This is a genomic window from Rhizobium sp. ERR 942, assembly GCF_007828395.1.
In the GTDB taxonomy this organism is placed as follows: Bacteria; Pseudomonadota; Alphaproteobacteria; order Rhizobiales; family Rhizobiaceae; genus Rhizobium; species Rhizobium dioscoreae.
This window is the reverse complement of sequence record NZ_VIUA01000015.1, coordinates 25,118-44,587: the sequence shown is the minus strand read 5'-3', so window position 1 is coordinate 44,587 and position 19,470 is coordinate 25,118. Positions and strand designations below refer to the sequence as shown.

The following is a 19,470-nucleotide window of genomic DNA, read 5'->3' as shown; positions in this document are numbered from 1 at the left end:
CGGATGGGTTGGCTTGTGTTTCGAATCTCCCGAAGCGCCATGCCTGACGACCGTTCCGATAAAGTCGGCGGCATTCTCCGTCACGAGAATCAGAAAGGAGCTTGCGGCGCAAAATGCGCTGCGGGTCGACCTGCCCGCATGCGAAGCTTATTTCCTGATGCTTTATCTGAAAGATGCGAGGCATTGCGACATCAGGCCGGATGGTTCACAGACACAGGCGCGCCGCTACGGGCGCGGTTCGGTCTGCCTGGTCGACCTACAGAAGGGCGCGTCAATCGAGTTGCAGAGCAGCTTGCACGCACTGGCATTCGTTTTGCCGAAGGCGCTTTTCAACGAAGTCGCCGAAATGTCGTGCACCACCAAGCTGCACCGACTGAGGTGCAGACGAGGTGAGCCCGATGTCGTCCTTGGGAATCTCGGCATCGCATTGATGCCGCTGTTCGAGACAGACAGCTTGTCGGCGCCCGCCCTCCTTCAACATATGGCAACGGCCGTGTGCGCACATCTGCTGCATGACTATCGCGACGAGACACTTCGCAACGGCGTTTCGGAGAGCTCGCTGTCGGTCTGTCAGGAAAAAGCAGCAAAGGAATTCATGCTCGAGAATCTGGCCGACGAGCTTTCCGTTGCGGCGATCGCCTCCACAACCGGATTGTCGGCGCATCACTTTTCTCAGGAATTCAAGAAAGCCACGGGCTTCACACCGCATCAATGGCTGACGCGCATGCGCATCGATCGCGCTAAAGAGATGCTGTCGCAGCATTTTTTGCCGGTAAAGGCAATAGCGGCACATTGTGGATTTGCCGACCAGAGCTATTTCACAAAGGTTTTCTCGCGAGAAACCGGCATGACACCGGCAGCGTGGCGCGGTGCCTGGATGCACTGAGTGCTTTTAGAAAAAAAGCCGGTGTAATTTACCGACAACGTGCGATATAGGTGCGGTGTCGATAATGTTGGTGCAGTTGGGGGATGATTTGGATTGGCGACCGGCTCAGAATTCGCCTGAATCTGCACATGCTGCGCGTCGATCCACGATCGCAGCCTCGGCATTAAGCATCACGCGCATGCATTATGACGACGATGATCTCCCGCCCAGTCCGCCCAACGATCGTGAAGAGGCCTTTCACGTCATTACGCAGTTGATGGACTTCCGTCACCACAAGCTTTGGAGGGGAGGCACGCTGATCTTCGAGGGCGGGCACCCAAAAGGCACCCTCGCGATTACCGATTTGCGAGAGGAATGGCGATGCCATCATCTCTCGCCTTTTGACAACGTCCGTTTCCAGATACCCTTCTCGCACATTCGAAGCTTCGCGGTCGAGATGGGAAGGCCGGAGTTTTCTTGTCTGACGTGTCCACCGGGCACCAAGGACGACGTCATTCTCGGCCTCGCCCAGGCGCTTCTGCCGTCTCTGGAGAACCCGCGGCAGGCAAGTCAGTTGTTTCTGGAGCAAGTCAGCCTCGCGGTTCTGACGCATTTGGCGCAAACCTATGGCGGCGTTCAGTTCCCTGTCCGCAGGAAGGGTACCCTTGCGCCATGGCAGGAAAAGCGAGCGACGGAGTTCTTGGCAACCCATGTTGGCGGCCAGGTTTCCATTACCGAGCTTGCTGAAACATGCGGTCTGTCACGCAGTTACTTCATCAAGGCATTCAAGGAGACCTTTGGCAAGACACCCTACCGCTGGCTCATCGAGTACAGGGTGGCGAAGGCCAAGGATCTGTTGATGTCAACCGCGCCTATCGCGGAAATTGCGGTTACCTGCGGTTTTGCGGATCAGAGCCACATGACGAGAATCTTTTCCGAGGTTGTCGGCGAGCCGCCGGGGAACTGGCGTCGTCATAACTGGGTCGGTGGTCGGTCATAATCCATTCAAAATATAGGTATTCGCGCAACGTGACACGGTCGGCGTGAGTGCCGCTTTCTGACCGCGTCTAGTGTCGCTCGAGGTGTCGCCCTGAAAGTTCGCCGGATTAGTGGGTAAGGCATCCCGCCAGGTACGGGAACAATCAAATCATCCAAACCACACGCCTTACCGACAAGAACACGGTCGGCTTCTCCTTCATTCTATGCGCGTCTTTGCCATTAGGCACATCTTGAGGGAAAAAATGACTGTTAAAGCGACGCCGACGCCGGGTTCGAAACTTCTCACACCCACAGACCACACGCTTATCATGATCGATTTTCAGTCGCAGATGTCTTTTGCGACCAAGAACATCGATGCGGTCAACCTGCGTACCAATGCCGCGCTCGTCGCCAATGGCGCCAAGGGTTTTGGCGTTTCCACCATTCTGACCACGGTTGCCGAAAAGAGCTTTTCCGGTCCGATGTTCTCGGAAATTACCGACGCCTTCCCGGGTCAGAAGCTGTTCGACCGCACGTCGATGAACACCTGGGAAGACGCTGCGGTCATCGCGGAGGTGAACCGCATCGGCAAGCAGCGTATCGTGCTTTCCGGCCTGTGGACCGGCGTCTGCATCGTCGGCCCCGCACTGTCGGCCCTCGAGCAGGGCTTTGAAGTCTTCGTATTGGCCGACGCCTGCGGTGACGTGTCCGAAGAAGCTCATAATCGCGCGATGGATCGCATGGTCCAGGCCGGCGCGCAGCCGATGACCTCGCTCCAGTATCTGCTTGAGCTTCAGCGCGATTGGTCACGCACCGAGACCTACGATATGACCACCGGTATCGCGAAGAAGTTCGGTGGCGCCTACGGCCTCGGCATCATTTACGCAAAGACCATGTTCGGCGCGTCCGAAGGCCATTGAGGCACATTCAGCCGTTCGCAGTCGAGCAATGCCTCGGCCCGCTCCTTGAATTCTCGCGCGGCGCACCCAGCCTTTGCGCCGCGTTCCGATCGCTTTTTCCCCTCGTATACACGGAGGCTGATCATGACCGCTTCACCGTCGAAAAAGCCGACCGTTGTCCTCGTGCATGGGGCATGGGCAGATGCATCGAGTTTGAGATCCGTCATTCCGCTCTTGCAGAAACGTGGTGTCCCCGTTGTCGCCGTTCAGAATCCGACATCGTCTCTGTTGGATGATGTCGAGGCGACTCGTCACGTGCTGAACGAGATCGACGGACCTGTCGTTCTCGCGGGCCATAGCTGGGGAGGGACCGTCATTACGGAGGCGGGTGACGATCCGAAGGTCAAAGCTCTGGTCTTCGTGGCGGCTTTCGCACCGGATGTAGGCCAGTCGACTGGCGATCAGGTTGCAGCCTACCCCGCGCCACCGGCTCTCGCGGACGTAAGCTCCGATCGCAGCGGCCGCTATAGGATGAGCGTGAATGGCTGGGTCAATGCTGTCGCGCAGGATCTTCCCGAACAGGATGCGCGCCTTCTCGCCGCTACCCAGCCGCCGCTCGGTGCGGACACGTTCTCCGACAAAGTGAGTAGAGCTGCGTGGATGGACCGTAAGAACTGGTACGTGATTTCAACCGAGGACCAGGCGGTTAGCGTGGAGCTGCAGCGCGAACTGGCGAAGAAGCTGAATGCTCGCACGATCGAACTCAAAGCCGGCCACATGTCGTTGCTCTCGCAACCCGAGGCCATTGCCTCCGCCATCCTGGAGGCGGTTGCCGAGGCAAGCGCCGCCTAGTGCGCAGACGAATTGAAAAGGACAATTCCCATGAAACTCTACTTCTATTCCCTCGCAGCCGGTTTGCTCGTCGGTGTCGTCTACAGCCTGCTGAACGTGCGTTCGCCCGCACCGCCCGTCATTGCTCTTGTCGGTCTCCTCGGCATCCTCGTCGGCGAGCAGATCATTCCCTTCGCCAAGACACTCATCAACAAGGAACCGGCCGCCGTCTCGTGGATGCAGCAGATCAAGCCGCATGTCTTCGGCCACCTGCCGAAGGGTGGAAAGCCCACCGATGCCGCTTCCGATAAGGCCTGAACTTCTTCAATCGAGAACGACGACAATGGAAAATGCGATTGCTGACCTGGTCCTGCATCACGGCTTGATCACCACGCTTGACCGATCCAATCCGACCGCGAGTGCCGTTGCAATCAAGGACGGCAAATTTCTGGCGGTCGGCAACGATGCCGAGATCATGGCTCATGCCGGCCCTGATACTAAAGCTATCGACCTCAAAGGCAAGCGCGTGCTGCCCGGCCTGATCGACAATCACACGCACGTGGTTCGCGGCGGCTTGAACTTCAATATGGAGCTGCGTTGGGACGGCATACGCTCGCTGGCGGATGCCATGGACATGCTGAAGCGCCAGGTTGATATAACGCCGCCACCGCAATGGGTCCGCGTCGTCGGCGGCTTTACCGAGCATCAATTTGTCGAAAAGCGTCTGCCTACAATCGACGAGATCAACGCGGTCGCGCCGCAGACGCCAGTCTTCCTTCTGCATCTCTACGACCGTGCCCTGTTGAACGCTGCCGCACTGCGTGCCGTTGGCTATACGAGAGATACGCCCAATCCGCCGGGCGGCGAAATCATCCGCGATGCTGCAGGCAATCCGACAGGCCTGCTGCTTGCCAAACCCAATGCGGGCATTCTCTATTCGACGCTGGCAAAAGGGCCGAAGCTGCCATTCGACTATCAGCTGAATTCGACGCGCCACTTCATGCGCGAGCTCAACCGCCTTGGCGTGACAGGCGTTATCGATGCCGGCGGCGGCTTCCAGAATTATCCCGACGACTATGCCGTCATCCAAAAGCTCGCCAATGAGGGGCAGATGACGGTGCGCCTGGCCTACAATCTCTTCACCCAGAAGCCGAAGCAGGAGAAGGAGGATTTCCTCAACTGGACGGCGTCGGTAAAATACAAGCAGGGCGACGACTATTTTCGTCATAATGGCGCAGGCGAGATGCTGGTCTTTTCCGCCGCCGATTTCGAGGATTTTCGCCAGCCACGTCCTGACATGCCGCCAGAGATGGAAGGAGAGCTGGAGGAGGTGGTGCGGGTCCTTGCCGAAAATCGCTGGCCCTGGCGGCTGCATGCCACCTACGACGAGACGATTTCACGCGCTCTCGATGTGTTCGAGCGGGTCAATCAGGATATTCCGCTTGCGGGTCTGAACTGGTTCTTCGATCATGCCGAGACGATCTCCGATCAGTCGATCGATCGTATTGCCGCCCTTGGCGGCGGCATCGCCACCCAGCATCGCATGGCCTATCAGGGCGAGTATTTCGTCGAGCGCTATGGTCATGGCGCAGCCGAAGCCACGCCACCGATCGCTCGGATGCTGGACAAGGGGGTGCATGTCTCCGCCGGGACCGACGCCACCCGCGTCGCTTCTTACAACCCGTGGGTCTCGCTTTCCTGGATGGTGACCGGTAAGACCGTTGGTGGCATGCAACTCTATCCGCGCGCAAACTGCCTTGATCGCGAGACGGCGCTCAGGATGTGGACGGAGAAGGTTGCCTGGTTTTCCAACGAGGAAGGTAAGAAAGGCCGTATCGAGAAAGGCCAGTTCGCAGACCTCATCGTGCCGAGCAAGGACTTCTTTGCCTGTGCCGAGGATGAGATCTCTTTCCTCACGTCCGATCTGACGATGGTAGGCGGCAGGATCGTTTATGGCGCCGGCGTCTTCAAGACGCTGGATAAAAACACTGTCCCGCCCGCTATGCCCGACTGGTCTCCGGTGCGCACCTTCGGGGGCTATGCTGCCTGGGACGAGCCTGAACGGGCCGGACGAAACTCGCTGCGTCGAACCACGATCGCATCCTGTGGTTGCGACAATGATTGCGCCATGCACGGCCATGATCATGCGGGCGCCTGGACCTCGAAGCTGCCGATCTCCGATCTCAGGGGCTTCTTTGGAGCCCTTGGTTGCTCATGCTGGGCCGTGTGAGGGTGGTGACCATGCAAACGCTCCGGTCGAAGCTTTCTTCCGTCGCACGCCCGGTGTTCGGATCGTCCGCGATGCGCTTCCTCGCCTATCTCGGACTCTGCGCCGCCTATCTCCAAGGTGGACTCAACAAGCTTACCGATTTCAACGGCGCGGTCGGTGAAATGGGTCATTTTGGCGTTGCGCCAGCGCCCGTCTTTGCGGTGATCGTGATCGTTCTTGAACTGGCCGCCTCGGCCATGATCTTGATCGGCATTTTTCGTTGGCTGGCGGCGCTTGCACTTGGGGCCTTCACCTTTCTCGCGACCTTCCTCGCGCTCCGGTTCTGGGAGTTGCCTCCTGGCATGGAGCGTTTCATGGCGGCCAATTCGTTTTTCGAACATCTGGGCCTCGTCGGCGGGTTTCTCCTGGTAGCCTGGCTCGATCTTAACCGGGACATTGCAAATATCACGGAGGTTTAAGAATGCTTACGCGCTACGCTTACACGATCGGCCTACTGGCTTCCCTTGCCTTCACGCCGGCAGGCTCTGCGCTCGCTCGCACCGCCCATCCACAGCTTGGCGTGGGTGCGCAATACGACACGACCCACGTCTACGTCGATCCCGGCAAGGTCGACAGTTTCGTCGCAAGCTTTCTCGCCACGTTCGGTGGCAGCAGCACGAAACAGGTCGTCGCTACCGTGACGCCGACGCCAAGCAGCACGACATCGCAACTTCTTCAGACGCCGGTCGGAACCGTGTCGCTTTTTGGTTTCAAGACGCCGATCCCCTATCCCTTTGGGGCCGAGCGGACCGGCTATCTGGTAACCGATCTGGACAAGGCTGTTGCGACCGCGCGTGCGGCCGGCGCATCGGTCGTCGTCGATGTCTTTCCCGATCCGATCGGTCGCGATGCCGTCATCCAATGGCCGGGCGGCGTTAACATGCAACTCTACTGGCATACGGCCAAGCCAAGTTACACGGCCTTCGACAAGATCCCCGAGAACCGCATCTATGTATCTCCCGACGCCGTCGACAAGTTCGTCAAAGCATTCCTGGCCTTTTCCCAGGGTCGGGTGGTGTCAGACGACAAGAAGGCTTCCGGTATCGAGATCGGGCGCCCCAACGACACATTCCGCCGGCTTCGGATTGAATCCGTCTTCGGAAAGATGACGCTTCTCGCGACTGACGGTCATCTGCCGTATCCTTATGGCCATGAGACCACCGGCTATGAGGTATCGGATCTTGCCGCGACGCTCGACAAGGCGAAGGCGAGCGGAGCAACGGTTCTCGTCGACCCCTACACGTCCGACAAGCGCAAGGCGGCAATGGTCGAATTCCCCGGCGGTTATGTCGCCGAAATCCATACGACGGCGCCGTGATCATGATACGAACTTCCGCGACAGGATTTCTCTGGTCGGCCAAATGTGTCGGCATCGATTACCAATGGCTTTCCTGTCTCGCGACAATCGTCATCCTTTATCTGACGCCGCTCGCAGCAGTGGCCGGCGACAGGCCGGCGCAATCGAAGCGGCCGGCGATCAGTTCCAATCGTTGGCAGGAGGATTGGTCGGTATTGGCCGACCCCGCGCTGAGGACCCAGCCGCTGGATCGCCTCAAATATATCCCGCTATCGGGGTCCGATCCGGACACCTACGTCTCTTTTGGAGCGACGGTACGCGAGCGCTTTGAAAGCAACAGCGCACCAGGCTTCGGCATTGGCGGCGTCAGGCGTGACAATTATCTCATCCAGCGTGCCCAGCTCCACATCGACCTCAATCTCTTCAAGGATTGGCAGGTCTTCACGCAGTTCGAGGACGATCGTGCCTTCGGCAAGAAGAATATCGGCTCGGCGGATTCCGATCAGCTCGATCTGAGGCTTGCTTTCCTTGGTTACAGCCACGACTTCGACGCGGGTACCTTCAAGGCGCGTATCGGCCGCCAGGACTTTGCCTTCGACCTCCAGCGCTTCGTTTCCTCGCGTGACGGACCGAATGTGCGCCAGTCTTTCGATGCGATCTGGGCCGACTGGGAGACCGCGTCATGGCGCTTCATCGGCTTTGTCAGTCAGCCCGTTCAATATCGCGACGCCGAGCCGTTTGACGATACCTCCAGCGGAGATTTCCGCTTCAGCACCCTGCGCGTCGAACGGCTCGTCCTTGGCGGCAACGAGCTGAGTGCCTACTATTCACTTTATCAGCGGCAAAACGCCCATTATCTGGATGCTTCCGGGGAAGAGGATCGACATATCTTCGACAGTCGCTTTGCTGGCAAGCATGATGAAATTGATTGGGATATCGAAGGGATGGGTCAGCTTGGCAGCGTCGGCGACAAGGACATTCGTGCATGGGCATTTGGAGCTCGCGCCGGCTATACGCTTGATGACGTTGCCTGGACGCCACGCATCGGGCTGCAGTTCGATATCGCCTCGGGTGATCACCGCGCTGGCGATCACGTCGTCGGCACCTTCAATCCGCTCTTCCCGAACGGCTACTACTTTGCGCTTGCGGGCTATACCGGTTACGCCAACATCATCCATCTTAAGCCCTCGCTTACCGTCAAGCCGACTGACAGGATGACTCTGACCGGCGCACTCGGCCTGCAATGGCGCCAGACAGCGCAGGACGCAATCTATATTCAGCCGAATCAACCGCTTCCAGGAACGGCGGGGCGGGGAGGCGCGTGGTCGGGAGCATATGCGCAGGTCAGGCTCGACTACGCCTTCACACCAAACCTCTCCGGTGCGATTGAAGCCGTTCACTTTGAAGCCGGTAACGCCATCAAAAATGCTGGCGGCCGCGATGGAAACTATGTCGGGGCGCAACTCGGGTTTGCTTGGTAACGCCTCCCCCGCCGTCTCATGAACTGCGAAGAATGGCTGCACGAGAGCGCCGCCTTATCCAAACGGCGCGCCCATTGGACAAGAGCAAGTGGGTGGGGGCAGGCTAGACCTAATCGCTCGATCGAAGAGGATCGCGAATGTCGGACGAGCCATTGGTTATGATGCTCTCTAGAAGGCAGGCATTGCTCGCCGGCGCGACGCAGTCGGCAGCAATGGCCATGCCATCACGTGCCTTTCCTGAAACCGCCTCAACAAAGGAAGAGGAATTACCCCCTATGACCCATAATTTTATCGAGACCAAGGACGGCGTCCAGATCTACTGCAAGGATTGGGGTCCAAAAGAGGCCCAGCCGATCGTCTTCCATCACGGCTGGCCGCTGTCTTCGGACGACTGGGACGCCCAGATGCTGTTTTTCGTCCAGCACGGTTATCGCGTCATCGCCCATGATCGCCGCGGCCATGGTCGTTCGACCCAGGTCAGCGACGGTCACGATATGGATCATTACGCTGCTGACGCCTCGGCCGTAGCCGAGCATCTTAGTCTCAAGAATGCCGTTCATATCGGTCACTCAACGGGTGGCGGCGAGGTCGCGCGGTATGTCGCAAAATTCGGTCAGCCGCAGGGACGCGTCGCAAAGGCCGTTCTCGTCAGCGCCGTACCGCCGCTGATGCTGAAGACGGATGCCAATCCCGGCGGTCTGCCGATCGAAGTGTTCGATGGCATCCGTAAGGCACTTGCCGACAACAGAGCGCAGCTTTTCCTCGACTTTCCTACCGGCCCATTCTATGGCTTCAATCGGCCGGATGCGAAGGTCTATCCCGGCGTTATCCAGAATTGGTGGCGTCAAGGGATGATGGGAAGTGCCAAGGCGCACTATGATGGCATCAAGGCCTTCTCCGAAACAGATCAGACGGACGACCTGAAAGCGATAACCGTGCCAACGCTCGTCATGCATGGAGACGACGATCAGGTGGTACCAATTGCCGATTCAGCCGAACTTTCCGTGAAGCTTCTGAAGAACGGCACTCTCAAGATCTACAAGGGCTATCCGCATGGCATGCTGACGACCTATGCCGATGTCATCAATCGGGATCTGCTGGCCTTCATCAGGGGATAACGCGACAATTCCCATCAGATGACTGGACGGCCGGCAGCATGCTTCGGCCTGCCGCAGGTCGTCCAGTATCCTCACAGTATCATACTCCTCCGTATCTCCGGATGAAGGCGATGCAAATGATCGGCGCTTTCACGGTCTCGCCGGCCTGGTGTTCTGTCGCTTCGGACTGCTTGGCCTCTTGCCTTCGTCGCGCGGATTGAAACGCCCGAGGGAGATTGACGCGAGCCGCAAATGACGGATGCTTGTTCGCCGACAAATCGAACAGAGGATCATCGGAACCATGACGGCGCCCATCAAGCATATCGATACCGATACGCGAGACGGAATTGCGAGCCTGCCGGAAAAGGTGGATCTCGAAAGCGAGCTTTCTTATGGGAGGTCGCTCAAACCGGCGGATGTCCGTGAAGATCCTCCTCCGGCCTCGCCCATTGTCAGCGCGCCGGGCTCGATGGCGAGCGGCTGATCCATCTTTGTCAACCGCGGCGGGACATTGCTGTCAGGAGAGCCTTGCCCTGCGCCATGTACCTGGCGGTTGTCCAATGAGATGCGTGAAGGTGCGCGTGAACTGAGACAAGTCCGCAAAGCCACATGTGGTGGAAATGTCGCCCAGCGACATTCGCGACGCGGAAAGCAATGCGCACGCCTGCTCGATCCGCCGATCGAGTAGCCATTCATGTGGTGTCTGGCCGGTGCTCTGCCGGAAGGCGCGGATAAAGGCAACGCGAGACAAATTGCAGGTAGCGGCAAGCGCATCGATCGAGACGTCGCCCTTCAGATGATTGCGCAGAAAATCCTTGGCACGATCCTCCTCCGCTCGCGACAGTCTTTCCCGCTTGGAGCAGAAGCGGGATCGGCCATTCCCGTAGTTGTGAACGAGATGGACGCCGACTGCCGTACTCAATTGATCGCGGAGCAATGGGTTCTTATCGACATCGGGGACTGAAAACAGCGCCCGGACGATCCCGCCTAAAATGACGTCGGGCTCGGCGGTCTTGCAGCTAAGTTCCGACAGCGCCTTCATATCGGCGCCATCGGCCAAGTCGCTCAGACCTCGGCTTGAAATCTCCATCAGAGCAAAATCGAAACTGCCGCTCATGTCCGCCTTGTAAGGGTCGGCGAAGTTGCGGAGATAGACCGAATTTTCCTGAAAATCATGAATGGAGGAAGAGTGGGCGCCAAAAATGCGGCGCCGGTGGCCGTTAGCAAGTGAAAGTCCGATTACATATCCGCGGTCGCTTGCAGGTGTTGCAACCTGAGCGAATCTGGGGCTGTTCGACGATTTATGATAGAAGTCAACACTGCCGCCGGAAATCTGCCGGTCGCGATCGAGCTGCGCCAACTGGCAGCCGAACGTGTCCATCTTTTTTCCTGAGCCCCGATCGTGATTGTATGGTGACGACATCATGTTCCGTTTTGACTTCGGGTGGACCTGACATGAGGTATTTGCATCATTCTGGTCACAGAAAACCATGGAAGTCAAAGCGTGCCAATTAGCGCGACAGAGTGCTCTCACATATCCACAATACCGCGCTGGGCGTCCATACACTTGGAACCCATAGGGTGGAAATGAGCGGTTATCATTATCAATTGGGCCATAAAGCCAGACGTTCAACGATGATACCCATGGCCGTGGTGGCGGCACGGAAGGGTGGCGGATCAGGAAGGGCAGCGGCCGGCTCTGGGCGGTGTGGGAAATGACGCCGATACGCAATGTGGGCGGCAAGATAACCGGTTTCGTAAAAATCCTTCGCGATCGCACGCGAGCCAAGGCAGCGGAGATAGAAGCCGCCGAGGAACGTCGCGCTGTCGAAATCCTCAATCGACCCGGCTCGGCTCTGGCGGTAGAGACCGACCTCCACAGGCTGGTGCAGATCGTCACCGATGCCGGGGTTGATCTGAAGGGCGCTGAGCTCGCAGCATTCTTTTACAATGTGCTTGATGATCAGGGTGAGAGCTATACGCTTTATACTTTGTCGGACGCGCCAATTGAGGCGTTCTCGAATATCCGATGCCGCGTAACAAAGACGTCTTCGGCCCGACCTTCTGCGGCGAGGGCGTCGTCCGCTCCAACGACATCACCAAAGACCCGCGCTATGGCAAGAATGCACCTCGCACAGGGTTGTCGGAGGGCCATCTTCCGGTGCGTAGTTATTTGGCCGTTCCTGTCGTTTCACGAACCGGAGAGGTCTTGGGCGGGTTATATTTCGGCCATGCCAAGATAGGGATGTTCGATGAACGATCCGAGAGAGGACTGGCGGGTCTGGCAGCGGAAGCCGCGGTGGCGATCGACAACGTCAGGCTTTCGCAGGCCATCTCTTTGCGAGAGTTAGCCAACCATCCTGGAATCGCGGGACTGGAAACAATTAGCTGATCATCGATGGCACGGGCCGGATCGTCCAATTGCTTGCGAGATAGAGAGCATCGGGCACGCTCGTCCGATAGAACGTCATGGCGGCGACAATGAAGATCAGCAGAGCAATCGCAATCCCGATGCGCACAGGCCGACTCGACGCGACCGGCCTCGCGCGCCGTAACTGCATTGCAGCCGCGGTGACGATGGCAACCCCTCCAGCCAAGCCGTAGCGGGAATCGTTCGCAATGCCGATCAGTAGAAACGCGCCGATGTAGGAGGCGCCTGATAGTGTGAGGGCCAACGAAAGCGTATCCACCTCATCCATGCGTCGCGCTGCATCGTGCGAAAGCAGTAGCAGCGCAAGCCCCAGAGCCAGCCAGACAGCCGGCGTCGCCCAAGGGCCGAAACGCATGAGATCAAGTATTTTCCGGACGCCACGCAGCGGTTCGAGGCGTTCAGCCGGCTTGCCGGCGACAACCGCATGAATTGCCGGAACGGACGCTTCATGACCGGGGATCAGGAACTGCATGGCGGCATTGAAATGGCCAAGCCGGTGCTCGGCATAGGCAAGCGGATGCTTCCGGATCGCCGCTATCCAAAGCGGTGTCAGACTAACCGACGGGCTTTGCCTTGTATTCGGCTGCTCGGTCGCGAGACCTGCGGGCGTGTCGGCTGAGCCGGCGATTGCATCCCAGAGGAAGCCGCAGCGTGCGCCATGATAGAAGATGTCGGCAATCACGGGCGAATAACATTCATCGATCTGCGCCAACGTAACCTTGTCTTGAGCAACCGTCGTATCACGAGAGAACTTGACGACACCGGCGAGATCGAAAATCTGAAGAGTACGCAGCGCACCGGCCGGCCGGGCATCAAGCACACTTTGATTGATAAGGCTGCTGACAGGCACCAGGGCAACCGCGACAATACCGCAGGCAAGCGCCACACCGATCGGTCGTTTCAACAGACTGGGCCATAGTATCCAGACAAGTATAGGCATGACGGCAAACCAGCTATTGCTACGCACCAAACCCGCATACAAAAGCAGGGCTGCGACAACCACGCGGACAAGAAGGGGTATCTTTTTACCTTGCAGACGATATTGGGCAATCAGAGCGACAGCAAGCATCAGCGTGGCAATCAGGCCGACATCCTTGTGAATATTGACAATATGCATGAGGAACGGCGGGAACAGGGCGACTACAACAACAGCCCAAGCCGCAACCTGATGCCCGCGGCGCTCCAGCGCCAGAGCCAGGATGGCAAAAGCGAGTGCCCAGCACAGCATCTGAAAGACGAACATCGTCCAAACGCCGCCACTGAATAGCATGAAGAAAGACCATAGGCGCGCCATGATAGGTGGATGCCAGTCATTGTAGACACCGATCATGGCCTTTTCGAACTGGCTTTGACTGTCGGGATTCATCTCGCCCGGAAAGCGTAAGGCGGTGAAGATACCGCACGCAAGGAGGATGACGAAGAAGATCAAAAGGCGATGATGAAAGCGCGACATGACAAAGTTCTCGCCGGAATGAAGATGGCCATGTGAATATCAAGCTCTGCAAAGAGCGCAAGACTTCGAAGTTTAATCAGATAAGTAAGGTAAATTACCTCAGCAAATTTTAATAAAAATAAAAGCAGATCAAAGATTCTGGTGTATCGCTGTTAATATTAATTCCCGCAAAGATTTGACCAGTATTGGCTTTTATCCTACGCCGTTCGTTATTGAATACATCAATATCGGAACGTTTCTAATGAGCAATTTGCAGAATGTCGATCTTTCCGGCGGTCCTTTTGTCGGCCGGTACGTTCAACCGCGCCTGGCGGTTTTGATTCCCTGCTATAATGAAGAAGCAACGATCGCGAGTGTCGTTGGCGATTTCCGGCTCGCGCTGCCCACGGCAACGATCTATGTTTATGACAACAATTCGACCGATCGCACGATCGCAGAAGCTCAGCGCGCCGGCGCGGTTGTCCGTTCCGAATATCGGCAGGGAAAGGGGCAGGTCGTGCGCCGCATGTTCGCCGATATCGATGCCGACTGCTACATCCTGGTCGACGGCGATGATACGTATTCGGCTGCGGCAGCGCCGCGTGCAATCGAGTGTGTGATCAAGGACAGTATCGATTTCGTCAATATTGCCCGGATTTCCACCGTGACGGAGGCTTATCGCCTCGGTCATCGCTTCGGCAACAAGATGCTGACGAACATGGTGCGCTTCTTCTTCGGACGTCAATCGAGCGACATGCTCTCCGGCTATAAGGTCTTGTCGCGCCGCTTCGTCAAATCCTTCCCAGCAATGTCGAGCGGCTTCGAAACGGAAACGGAGCTGACGGTGCACGCGCTTGAAATGCGCATGCCGATCGCAGAGATCAGTGCACCCTACAAGGAGCGACCTCCGGGCTCCTTCAGCAAGCTCAGCACATTCCGCGATGGCTGGCGCATTCTCATGCTGATCGCACGCCTGATAAAGGACGAGCGACCTCTAAAGTTCTTCGGCACGATAGGCCTGCTCCTTTGCCTTCTGGCATTCGGCCTTTCAGTCCCGTTGCTTGTCACCTATGTCCAAACGGGCTTAGTGCCGCGATTGCCGACCGCCGTTCTAAGCGTCGGCCTCATCATCACCGGCTTCCTCACTATTTTTGCAGGTCTCATTCTCGACGTCGTCACCAAGGCGCGACAGGAGATGAAGCGCATGGCTTATCTCGCCGCCTAACGGTCTGTGCCGCAGTTCGCGATCCACAAAATTGTCCCGTACCGTTATCATCGGCTTCACGCATGGCAGGAGACTACTCCTGCCAATTCCATGTTAGGCATCGATATCTGGGACGGTCTTGCCATCAAACCGGCCCGATTCCGATAGTTCGAACGTCATCCTGAACTTACCGCGCGGGACGAACAGCGCCACAACGGTTTCTGCGGTTCTCGCCGCTGCGAACGCCGTCGGTGAGGGGCGCACGGACCAACTGAACGGGACGGTGACGGGAGAAGGCAGTAGCGACCATGGGCAGCAGTCCTGGCGCACCCTGCGGGGTAGTTTTCTGAGATTGTCGGTCGGCAAATTGGCAACACTTGGCTGGACCTTTGGTTTTCGAGTTTCTAATGGATGGACAGCCAACGGATTAGTAGTGTTATGAGGGCTGATCTCCGTTTTGGTTGAAGGCGATGCGATTTATGGACTTGCAGCTTTTCAGGATGCTCACATCGCGCAGCCGCAGTGCCGTCACGGAGCGTTACGAGCCTTGGGTCTACGATGCCTTCGATCAATTTGAACGTGAGATTGAAGCGTTCTGCAGGCGCTCTCTGTTTTCGGTTGTAATTTAAAAGCCCGACCGACAAGGGGCTCGTCCGCTGATACCATAAAAGGATCTATCATCAACGGCAAGAACACACCGCCCCGTCGGAGGCAAGCGAGGCTAGATCGAGAAACCAGTCGTCTAAAGTCGAGGTGGCTGTCGCCAAGCCAGTAACTGGACTGCATGTTGCGAACGGCGCCTTCCAAAGAGCATCCGATCAAGCAGCACCGCGATATTCGCTGCATCAGATATTTCGAAAATCGCGGCCTTTTGAGAATGTCTTGAGATCAAGCTGGCCCGCAGCTACCAAAATTGTTCCCCGTTAAATTCAGCGGGCAGCACAAAATGCCTTGGTAGCGATGTTGTTCCGATTTTTGCGGTTCAGTTGACGCATGTTACTCTCGAACGGCGCGAAGAGGACAAATTAATGATAGCTATAAACCTCTCGCTGCTGACTGGATTGCCTGAAGCAAAAACGGGGTCTGATTAAAAAAGTAAGGAGATCGGTACGACTTGATATGCTAATGCCCAAAAATTGATACGCTTCCCTGTCCCCATCTGATATGGCATCTCCAATGCAATCAGTACGTGTTTGTAGACCCTTCTCCTTCAGGCAGTCATGGTGAAAAATTTAATGAAACAGAAGTTTCAGTCCCAAGCCTCGAATAGAACTTTGGGTCTCGATCCAGCTGTTGCGATCGCCCTCGTCAGCGCCATTGTTTTCTTCATTGCCAGCAGCGTTGTTGCATACCTCAATCTTCTTGCCATTGAGGAAGGTAGCGACGGTATTCGCCGCTCTCATGACGTCATCGTGGCCCTCGACGAATTGCTGTCTCAGACACAAAACGCCGAAACCGGTCAGCGGGGCTTTCTCCTGACGAACAGCGAGAACTATCTCCAGCCCTATAAAGCCGCTCTCCTCGTCATACCTGAGAAGCTCGCCCAAGTCGCCGAATTGACGCATATCAATGCCGAGCAGACGAAGAGAGTGGCGATGTTGAAACAGCTGGTCGAGGTGAAGTTATCTGAACTCGCTGAAACAATCGAACTTCGACGTGTTCAAGGTCTTGAAGCAGCACTGACTATCGTCAATTCAAGCCGCGGCAAGGACGCGATGGATGCAATTCGGTCCCAGATAGCGGCTATTGCTCAGGAAGAGGCCGCTACTCGAGCGCAGCGTACAAATGCCATGGCAAGTGCGCAGCAGCGAGCGTTTTTAAGCACTATTTTAGCTGGTATTCTCGGTATCGCCTTGACTGCAACCATCGGCTTCCTCATGCGTCGCGCGACTTTGGCGCGCCGCCGCGATGAATGGCTTCAATCCGGCGAGGTAGGACTGGCATCCGCGATGATAGGCGATCAGTCGATTGACCAGCTAGGCAATAATCTGCTGGAGTTTCTGGGGCGCTATGTCGGGACCGTTGCCGGTGCGGTGTTTACAAGCAATGGCGGCAGTTTTCAGAGGGTTGCAACCTACGGCATCCCCTCAAGCGCAAGCCTACCCACGGCCTTTTCGGTACGTGAAGGGCTTCTTGGACAGGTTGCCGCCGAAGGGCGGGCGTTGATCGTCGATGACGTTCCAGACGGCTATTTTGTCTTCGGCTCAGCTCTTGGAAAGGACAAACCGAGGCATCTTGTTATCGTGCCCGGCAAAATCGACAATGTCGTCAACACAGTGATCGAACTCGGCTTCTTACGCCCAATCGACGAAAAGATCATTACGCTTTTGGAGGAAACGTCCGAGGCGATAGCAATTGCGGTTCGATCGGCTAACTACCGGAGTGAGCTTCAAGATCTTCTCGAGGAAACGCAGCGCCAGTCGGCCGAACTGCAGGCACAAAGTGAAGAGCTTCGCGTCTCGAATGAGGAACTGGAGGAGCAGGGTAGGGCTTTGCAGGAGTCTCAGGCCCGCCTTGAGCAGCAGCAGGTCGAGCTTGAGCAGACTAACCTGCAACTGGAACAGCAAGCCCGGCAGTTGGAGGCCCAACGAGATGATCTCGAACGGATCAACGCATCCGTCCAACTCAAAGCTCGCGAACTCGAAAAAGCGAGCCGGTACAAATCCGATTTCCTTGCCAATATGTCGCACGAACTACGGACTCCCCTGAATTCGTCGCTTATTCTGGCAAAGCTGCTGGCCGACAATCCCGATGATAATCTGACCGAGGAACAGGTAAAGTTCGCCAAGACGATCCAGTCTTCCGGAAACGATTTGCTCAACCTGATCAACGATATTCTCGACCTTTCGAAAATTGAAGCCGGCCACGTAGATATCAATCCGCAAGTTGTGTCGCTTGAGAGGCTGGTCGGCAATCTGCATCAGGTTTTCGAGCCTTTGGCCGGCGACAAGCGTCTCGAATTCAAGATCGCGGTTGCCCAGGATACTCCGACAACCATTGAAACCGATGCACAGCGTCTGGAGCAAGTCCTCAAGAACCTGCTGTCGAATGCGATCAAATTTACGGACGCGGGAACGATTACGCTATCCATTTCTGGAAACGAAGAGGGTAGCGTCGCGTTTTCGGTTACCGATACGGGTATTGGTATCGCACAAGAACAGCAGCAGAGTGTCTTCGAAGCCTTTCATCAAGCCGACGGCACCATTAGCCGCAAGTATGGCGGCACTGGTCTGGGACTGTCGATTTCAAGGCAATTGATCCGGCTTCTGGGCGGGACGATTGCGGTCGAAAGTCAGCCGGGGCGGGGTAGCACATTTACGGTCACGCTTCCGCCGATCTTTGATCCTTCGAGGGCCGCGCCGGATGAAACTATTGTCCAAACTACATCCGTAACGAAGGGACACGTGCCGGAAAGCAATCGATCGCTGCCCAGCAGCCCGTTTCACAAGATCGATGATGACCGGGAGATATTAACCGACACGAAGCGGGTTCTCCTTGTCATTGAGGACGACGCGAATTTCGCGTCGATCGTGCGTGACCTGTCACGGGAGATGGGATTTCAGTCTATCGTCGCAGGCACGGCCGAAGAAGCGTTGATCCTTGCAAAAGAGTTTCTACCCAGCGCAATCGTCTTGGATGTGGGCCTACCGGATCAATCTGGGCTGGCAGTTCTCGATCGCCTGAAAAACGATGTGCAAACCCGCCACATTCCGATCCATGTCATATCCGGCGGCGACCATACCGAAGCCGCCTATTGGCTCGGCGCGGCGGGCTACGCGTTCAAGCCCGTCAGTCGTGATCAATTGATGGAAGTCCTACAGAAAATCGAAGCAAGGCTGTCCCGACGTCTCCACCGCGTCCTGATTGTCGAGGACGATGTCGTGCAGCGCGAGGCGGTTGCCAAACTTCTGGCTTCACCGGATGTCGAAACAGTCACCGCCAGTACAGCAGCTGATTGTCTGAACCTACTCAAGCAACAGACTTTCGATTGCATGGTGTTGGACCTGACGCTTCCCGACGCATCGGGCTATTCTCTCCTTGAAACATTGAGCCAGCAGAGCGCGTATGCGTTTCCTCCTGTCATTGTCTATACCGGCAGAGAATTGTCCGATGATGACGAACAGAGGCTGCGCCGTTACTCCAAATCCATCATAATAAAGGGTGCGAAATCACCAGAGCGCCTTCTCGATGAAGTCAGCCTTTTCCTCCATCAGATCGTTTCAGAGTTGCCAGCTGAACGGCAGAAAATGATCCGGAAAGCTCGTCACCGGGACGCCGCACTGGAGGGTCGACGGATTCTCCTCGTCGAGGACGATGTGCGCAATGTGTATGCTCTTTCCAACATACTTGAACCAAGGGGCGCAATCGTCCAGATAGCGCGCAACGGCCGCGAAGCGATAGAGGCGCTGGAGACGGCCTCCGCTTCGCCCGATGCGGCCATAGATCTGGTTCTCATGGATGTGATGATGCCGGTCATGGATGGGCTTAACGCCACACGGGAGATCAGGAAGAATCCGGCATGGAAAAAAATGCCGATCATAACCCTGACGGCCAAAGCCATGCCGGATGATCAGCAACGCTGTATTGAGGCTGGTGCCAATGACTATATGGCCAAGCCTCTCGACGTGGAGAAGCTCCTGTCGCTCGTTCGCGTCTGGATGCCGAAGTGAGCCGGACACTAACCCC

Annotated in this window: 15 protein-coding genes and 1 pseudogene; 14 read left to right on the top strand and 2 right to left on the bottom strand. The window is 56.8% G+C overall.

Going from position 1 to position 19,470, the window contains the following annotated elements; genetic code table 11:
- Positions 1-157: 157 nt before the first annotated feature.
- From FBZ97_RS33240 to FBZ97_RS33190, 11 genes are all read left to right on the top strand, one after another.
- Positions 158-886, top strand: a complete 729-nt coding sequence (locus tag FBZ97_RS33240; protein WP_246661938.1) for an AraC family transcriptional regulator — start codon at positions 158-160, stop codon at positions 884-886.
- A gap of 178 nt (positions 887-1,064) precedes the next feature.
- A complete protein-coding gene (locus tag FBZ97_RS33235) occupies positions 1,065-1,865 on the top strand; it encodes an AraC family transcriptional regulator (RefSeq protein WP_083258178.1) in 801 nt (266 codons plus the stop codon).
- Between the two features lie 241 nt (positions 1,866-2,106).
- A complete protein-coding gene (locus tag FBZ97_RS33230; RefSeq protein ID WP_145324364.1) occupies positions 2,107-2,763 on the top strand; it encodes a hydrolase in 657 nt (218 codons plus the stop codon).
- Positions 2,764-2,886: 123 nt separating this feature from the next.
- The gene (locus tag FBZ97_RS33225; RefSeq protein ID WP_145324366.1) at positions 2,887-3,594 is read left to right on the top strand and encodes an alpha/beta hydrolase; all 708 of its coding nucleotides are present in this window, start codon (positions 2,887-2,889) and stop codon (positions 3,592-3,594) included.
- Between the two features lie 30 nt (positions 3,595-3,624).
- On the top strand, positions 3,625-3,891 hold the full coding sequence (locus FBZ97_RS33220; RefSeq protein WP_113420376.1) for a XapX domain-containing protein: 267 nt from the start codon (positions 3,625-3,627) through the stop codon (positions 3,889-3,891).
- A 25-nt stretch (positions 3,892-3,916) separates the two neighbouring features.
- Positions 3,917-5,803, top strand: coding sequence for an amidohydrolase (locus FBZ97_RS33215; protein ID WP_186449591.1), 1,887 nt, complete (start codon positions 3,917-3,919; stop codon positions 5,801-5,803).
- 11 nt (positions 5,804-5,814) lie between these two features.
- Entirely contained in the window at positions 5,815-6,261 is a 447-nt protein-coding gene (locus FBZ97_RS33210) for a DoxX family protein (protein ID WP_145324370.1), read from the top strand.
- 2 nt (positions 6,262-6,263) lie between these two features.
- Positions 6,264-7,160: a glyoxalase gene (locus tag FBZ97_RS33205; RefSeq protein ID WP_246661937.1), complete on the top strand. Its 897-nt coding sequence runs from the start codon at positions 6,264-6,266 to the stop codon at positions 7,158-7,160.
- 2 nt (positions 7,161-7,162) lie between these two features.
- On the top strand, positions 7,163-8,620 hold the full coding sequence (locus FBZ97_RS33200; protein ID WP_145324372.1) for an alginate export family protein: 1,458 nt from the start codon (positions 7,163-7,165) through the stop codon (positions 8,618-8,620).
- A gap of 137 nt (positions 8,621-8,757) precedes the next feature.
- Positions 8,758-9,738 carry an alpha/beta hydrolase gene (locus FBZ97_RS33195; protein WP_145324374.1) on the top strand — a complete coding sequence of 327 codons (981 nt, stop codon included), beginning with the start codon at positions 8,758-8,760 and terminating at the stop codon, positions 9,736-9,738.
- A 280-nt stretch (positions 9,739-10,018) separates the two neighbouring features.
- The gene (locus FBZ97_RS33190; RefSeq protein WP_145324376.1) at positions 10,019-10,201 is read left to right on the top strand and encodes a hypothetical protein; all 183 of its coding nucleotides are present in this window, start codon (positions 10,019-10,021) and stop codon (positions 10,199-10,201) included.
- A 33-nt stretch (positions 10,202-10,234) separates the two neighbouring features.
- Here the strand turns inward: FBZ97_RS33190 and FBZ97_RS33185 are convergent, their stop codons facing one another.
- Entirely contained in the window at positions 10,235-11,461 is a 1,227-nt protein-coding gene (locus tag FBZ97_RS33185; RefSeq protein ID WP_246661936.1) for an AraC family transcriptional regulator, read from the bottom strand.
- Between FBZ97_RS33185 and FBZ97_RS33180 the strand changes: the two are divergent.
- Positions 11,433-12,049 (top strand): annotated as a pseudogene (locus tag FBZ97_RS33180) (GAF domain-containing protein); the annotation flags it as partial. The gene FBZ97_RS33185 and the pseudogene FBZ97_RS33180 overlap by 29 nt on opposite strands.
- A 52-nt stretch (positions 12,050-12,101) precedes the next feature.
- Here FBZ97_RS33180 and FBZ97_RS33175 read toward each other — a convergent pair.
- On the bottom strand, positions 12,102-13,601 hold the full coding sequence (locus FBZ97_RS33175) for a hypothetical protein (RefSeq protein ID WP_145324380.1): 1,500 nt from the start codon (positions 13,599-13,601) through the stop codon (positions 12,102-12,104).
- A gap of 241 nt (positions 13,602-13,842) precedes the next feature.
- Here FBZ97_RS33175 and FBZ97_RS33170 point away from each other — a divergent pair, with 241 nt between their 5' ends.
- Positions 13,843-14,805 carry a glycosyltransferase family 2 protein gene (locus tag FBZ97_RS33170; RefSeq protein ID WP_145324382.1) on the top strand — a complete coding sequence of 321 codons (963 nt, stop codon included), beginning with the start codon at positions 13,843-13,845 and terminating at the stop codon, positions 14,803-14,805.
- 1,214 nt (positions 14,806-16,019) lie between these two features.
- Positions 16,020-19,454, top strand: coding sequence for a response regulator (locus FBZ97_RS33165; RefSeq protein ID WP_145324384.1), 3,435 nt, complete (start codon positions 16,020-16,022; stop codon positions 19,452-19,454).
- The last annotated feature ends 16 nt before the right edge of the window (positions 19,455-19,470 follow it).

Bases quoted from the DNA above. Each gene is read 5' to 3' on its own strand.
- FBZ97_RS33200 (WP_145324372.1), top strand. From the start codon at position 7,163: ATGATACGAACTTCCGCGACAGGATTTCTCTGGTCGGCCAAATGTGTC.
- FBZ97_RS33210 (WP_145324370.1), top strand. From the start codon at position 5,815: ATGCAAACGCTCCGGTCGAAGCTTTCTTCCGTCGCACGCCCGGTGTTC.
- FBZ97_RS33220 (WP_113420376.1), top strand. From the start codon at position 3,625: ATGAAACTCTACTTCTATTCCCTCGCAGCCGGTTTGCTCGTCGGTGTC.
- FBZ97_RS33205 (WP_246661937.1), top strand. From the start codon at position 6,264: ATGCTTACGCGCTACGCTTACACGATCGGCCTACTGGCTTCCCTTGCC.
- FBZ97_RS33225 (WP_145324366.1), top strand. From the start codon at position 2,887: ATGACCGCTTCACCGTCGAAAAAGCCGACCGTTGTCCTCGTGCATGGG.
- FBZ97_RS33215 (WP_186449591.1), top strand. From the start codon at position 3,917: ATGGAAAATGCGATTGCTGACCTGGTCCTGCATCACGGCTTGATCACC.
- FBZ97_RS33170 (WP_145324382.1), top strand. From the start codon at position 13,843: ATGAGCAATTTGCAGAATGTCGATCTTTCCGGCGGTCCTTTTGTCGGC.
- FBZ97_RS33235 (WP_083258178.1), top strand. From the start codon at position 1,065: ATGCATTATGACGACGATGATCTCCCGCCCAGTCCGCCCAACGATCGT.
- FBZ97_RS33240 (WP_246661938.1), top strand. From the start codon at position 158: ATGCTTTATCTGAAAGATGCGAGGCATTGCGACATCAGGCCGGATGGT.
- FBZ97_RS33190 (WP_145324376.1), top strand. From the start codon at position 10,019: ATGACGGCGCCCATCAAGCATATCGATACCGATACGCGAGACGGAATT.
- FBZ97_RS33165 (WP_145324384.1), top strand. From the start codon at position 16,020: ATGAAACAGAAGTTTCAGTCCCAAGCCTCGAATAGAACTTTGGGTCTC.
- FBZ97_RS33175 (WP_145324380.1), bottom strand. From the start codon at position 13,601: ATGTCGCGCTTTCATCATCGCCTTTTGATCTTCTTCGTCATCCTCCTT.
- FBZ97_RS33230 (WP_145324364.1), top strand. From the start codon at position 2,107: ATGACTGTTAAAGCGACGCCGACGCCGGGTTCGAAACTTCTCACACCC.
- FBZ97_RS33195 (WP_145324374.1), top strand. From the start codon at position 8,758: ATGTCGGACGAGCCATTGGTTATGATGCTCTCTAGAAGGCAGGCATTG.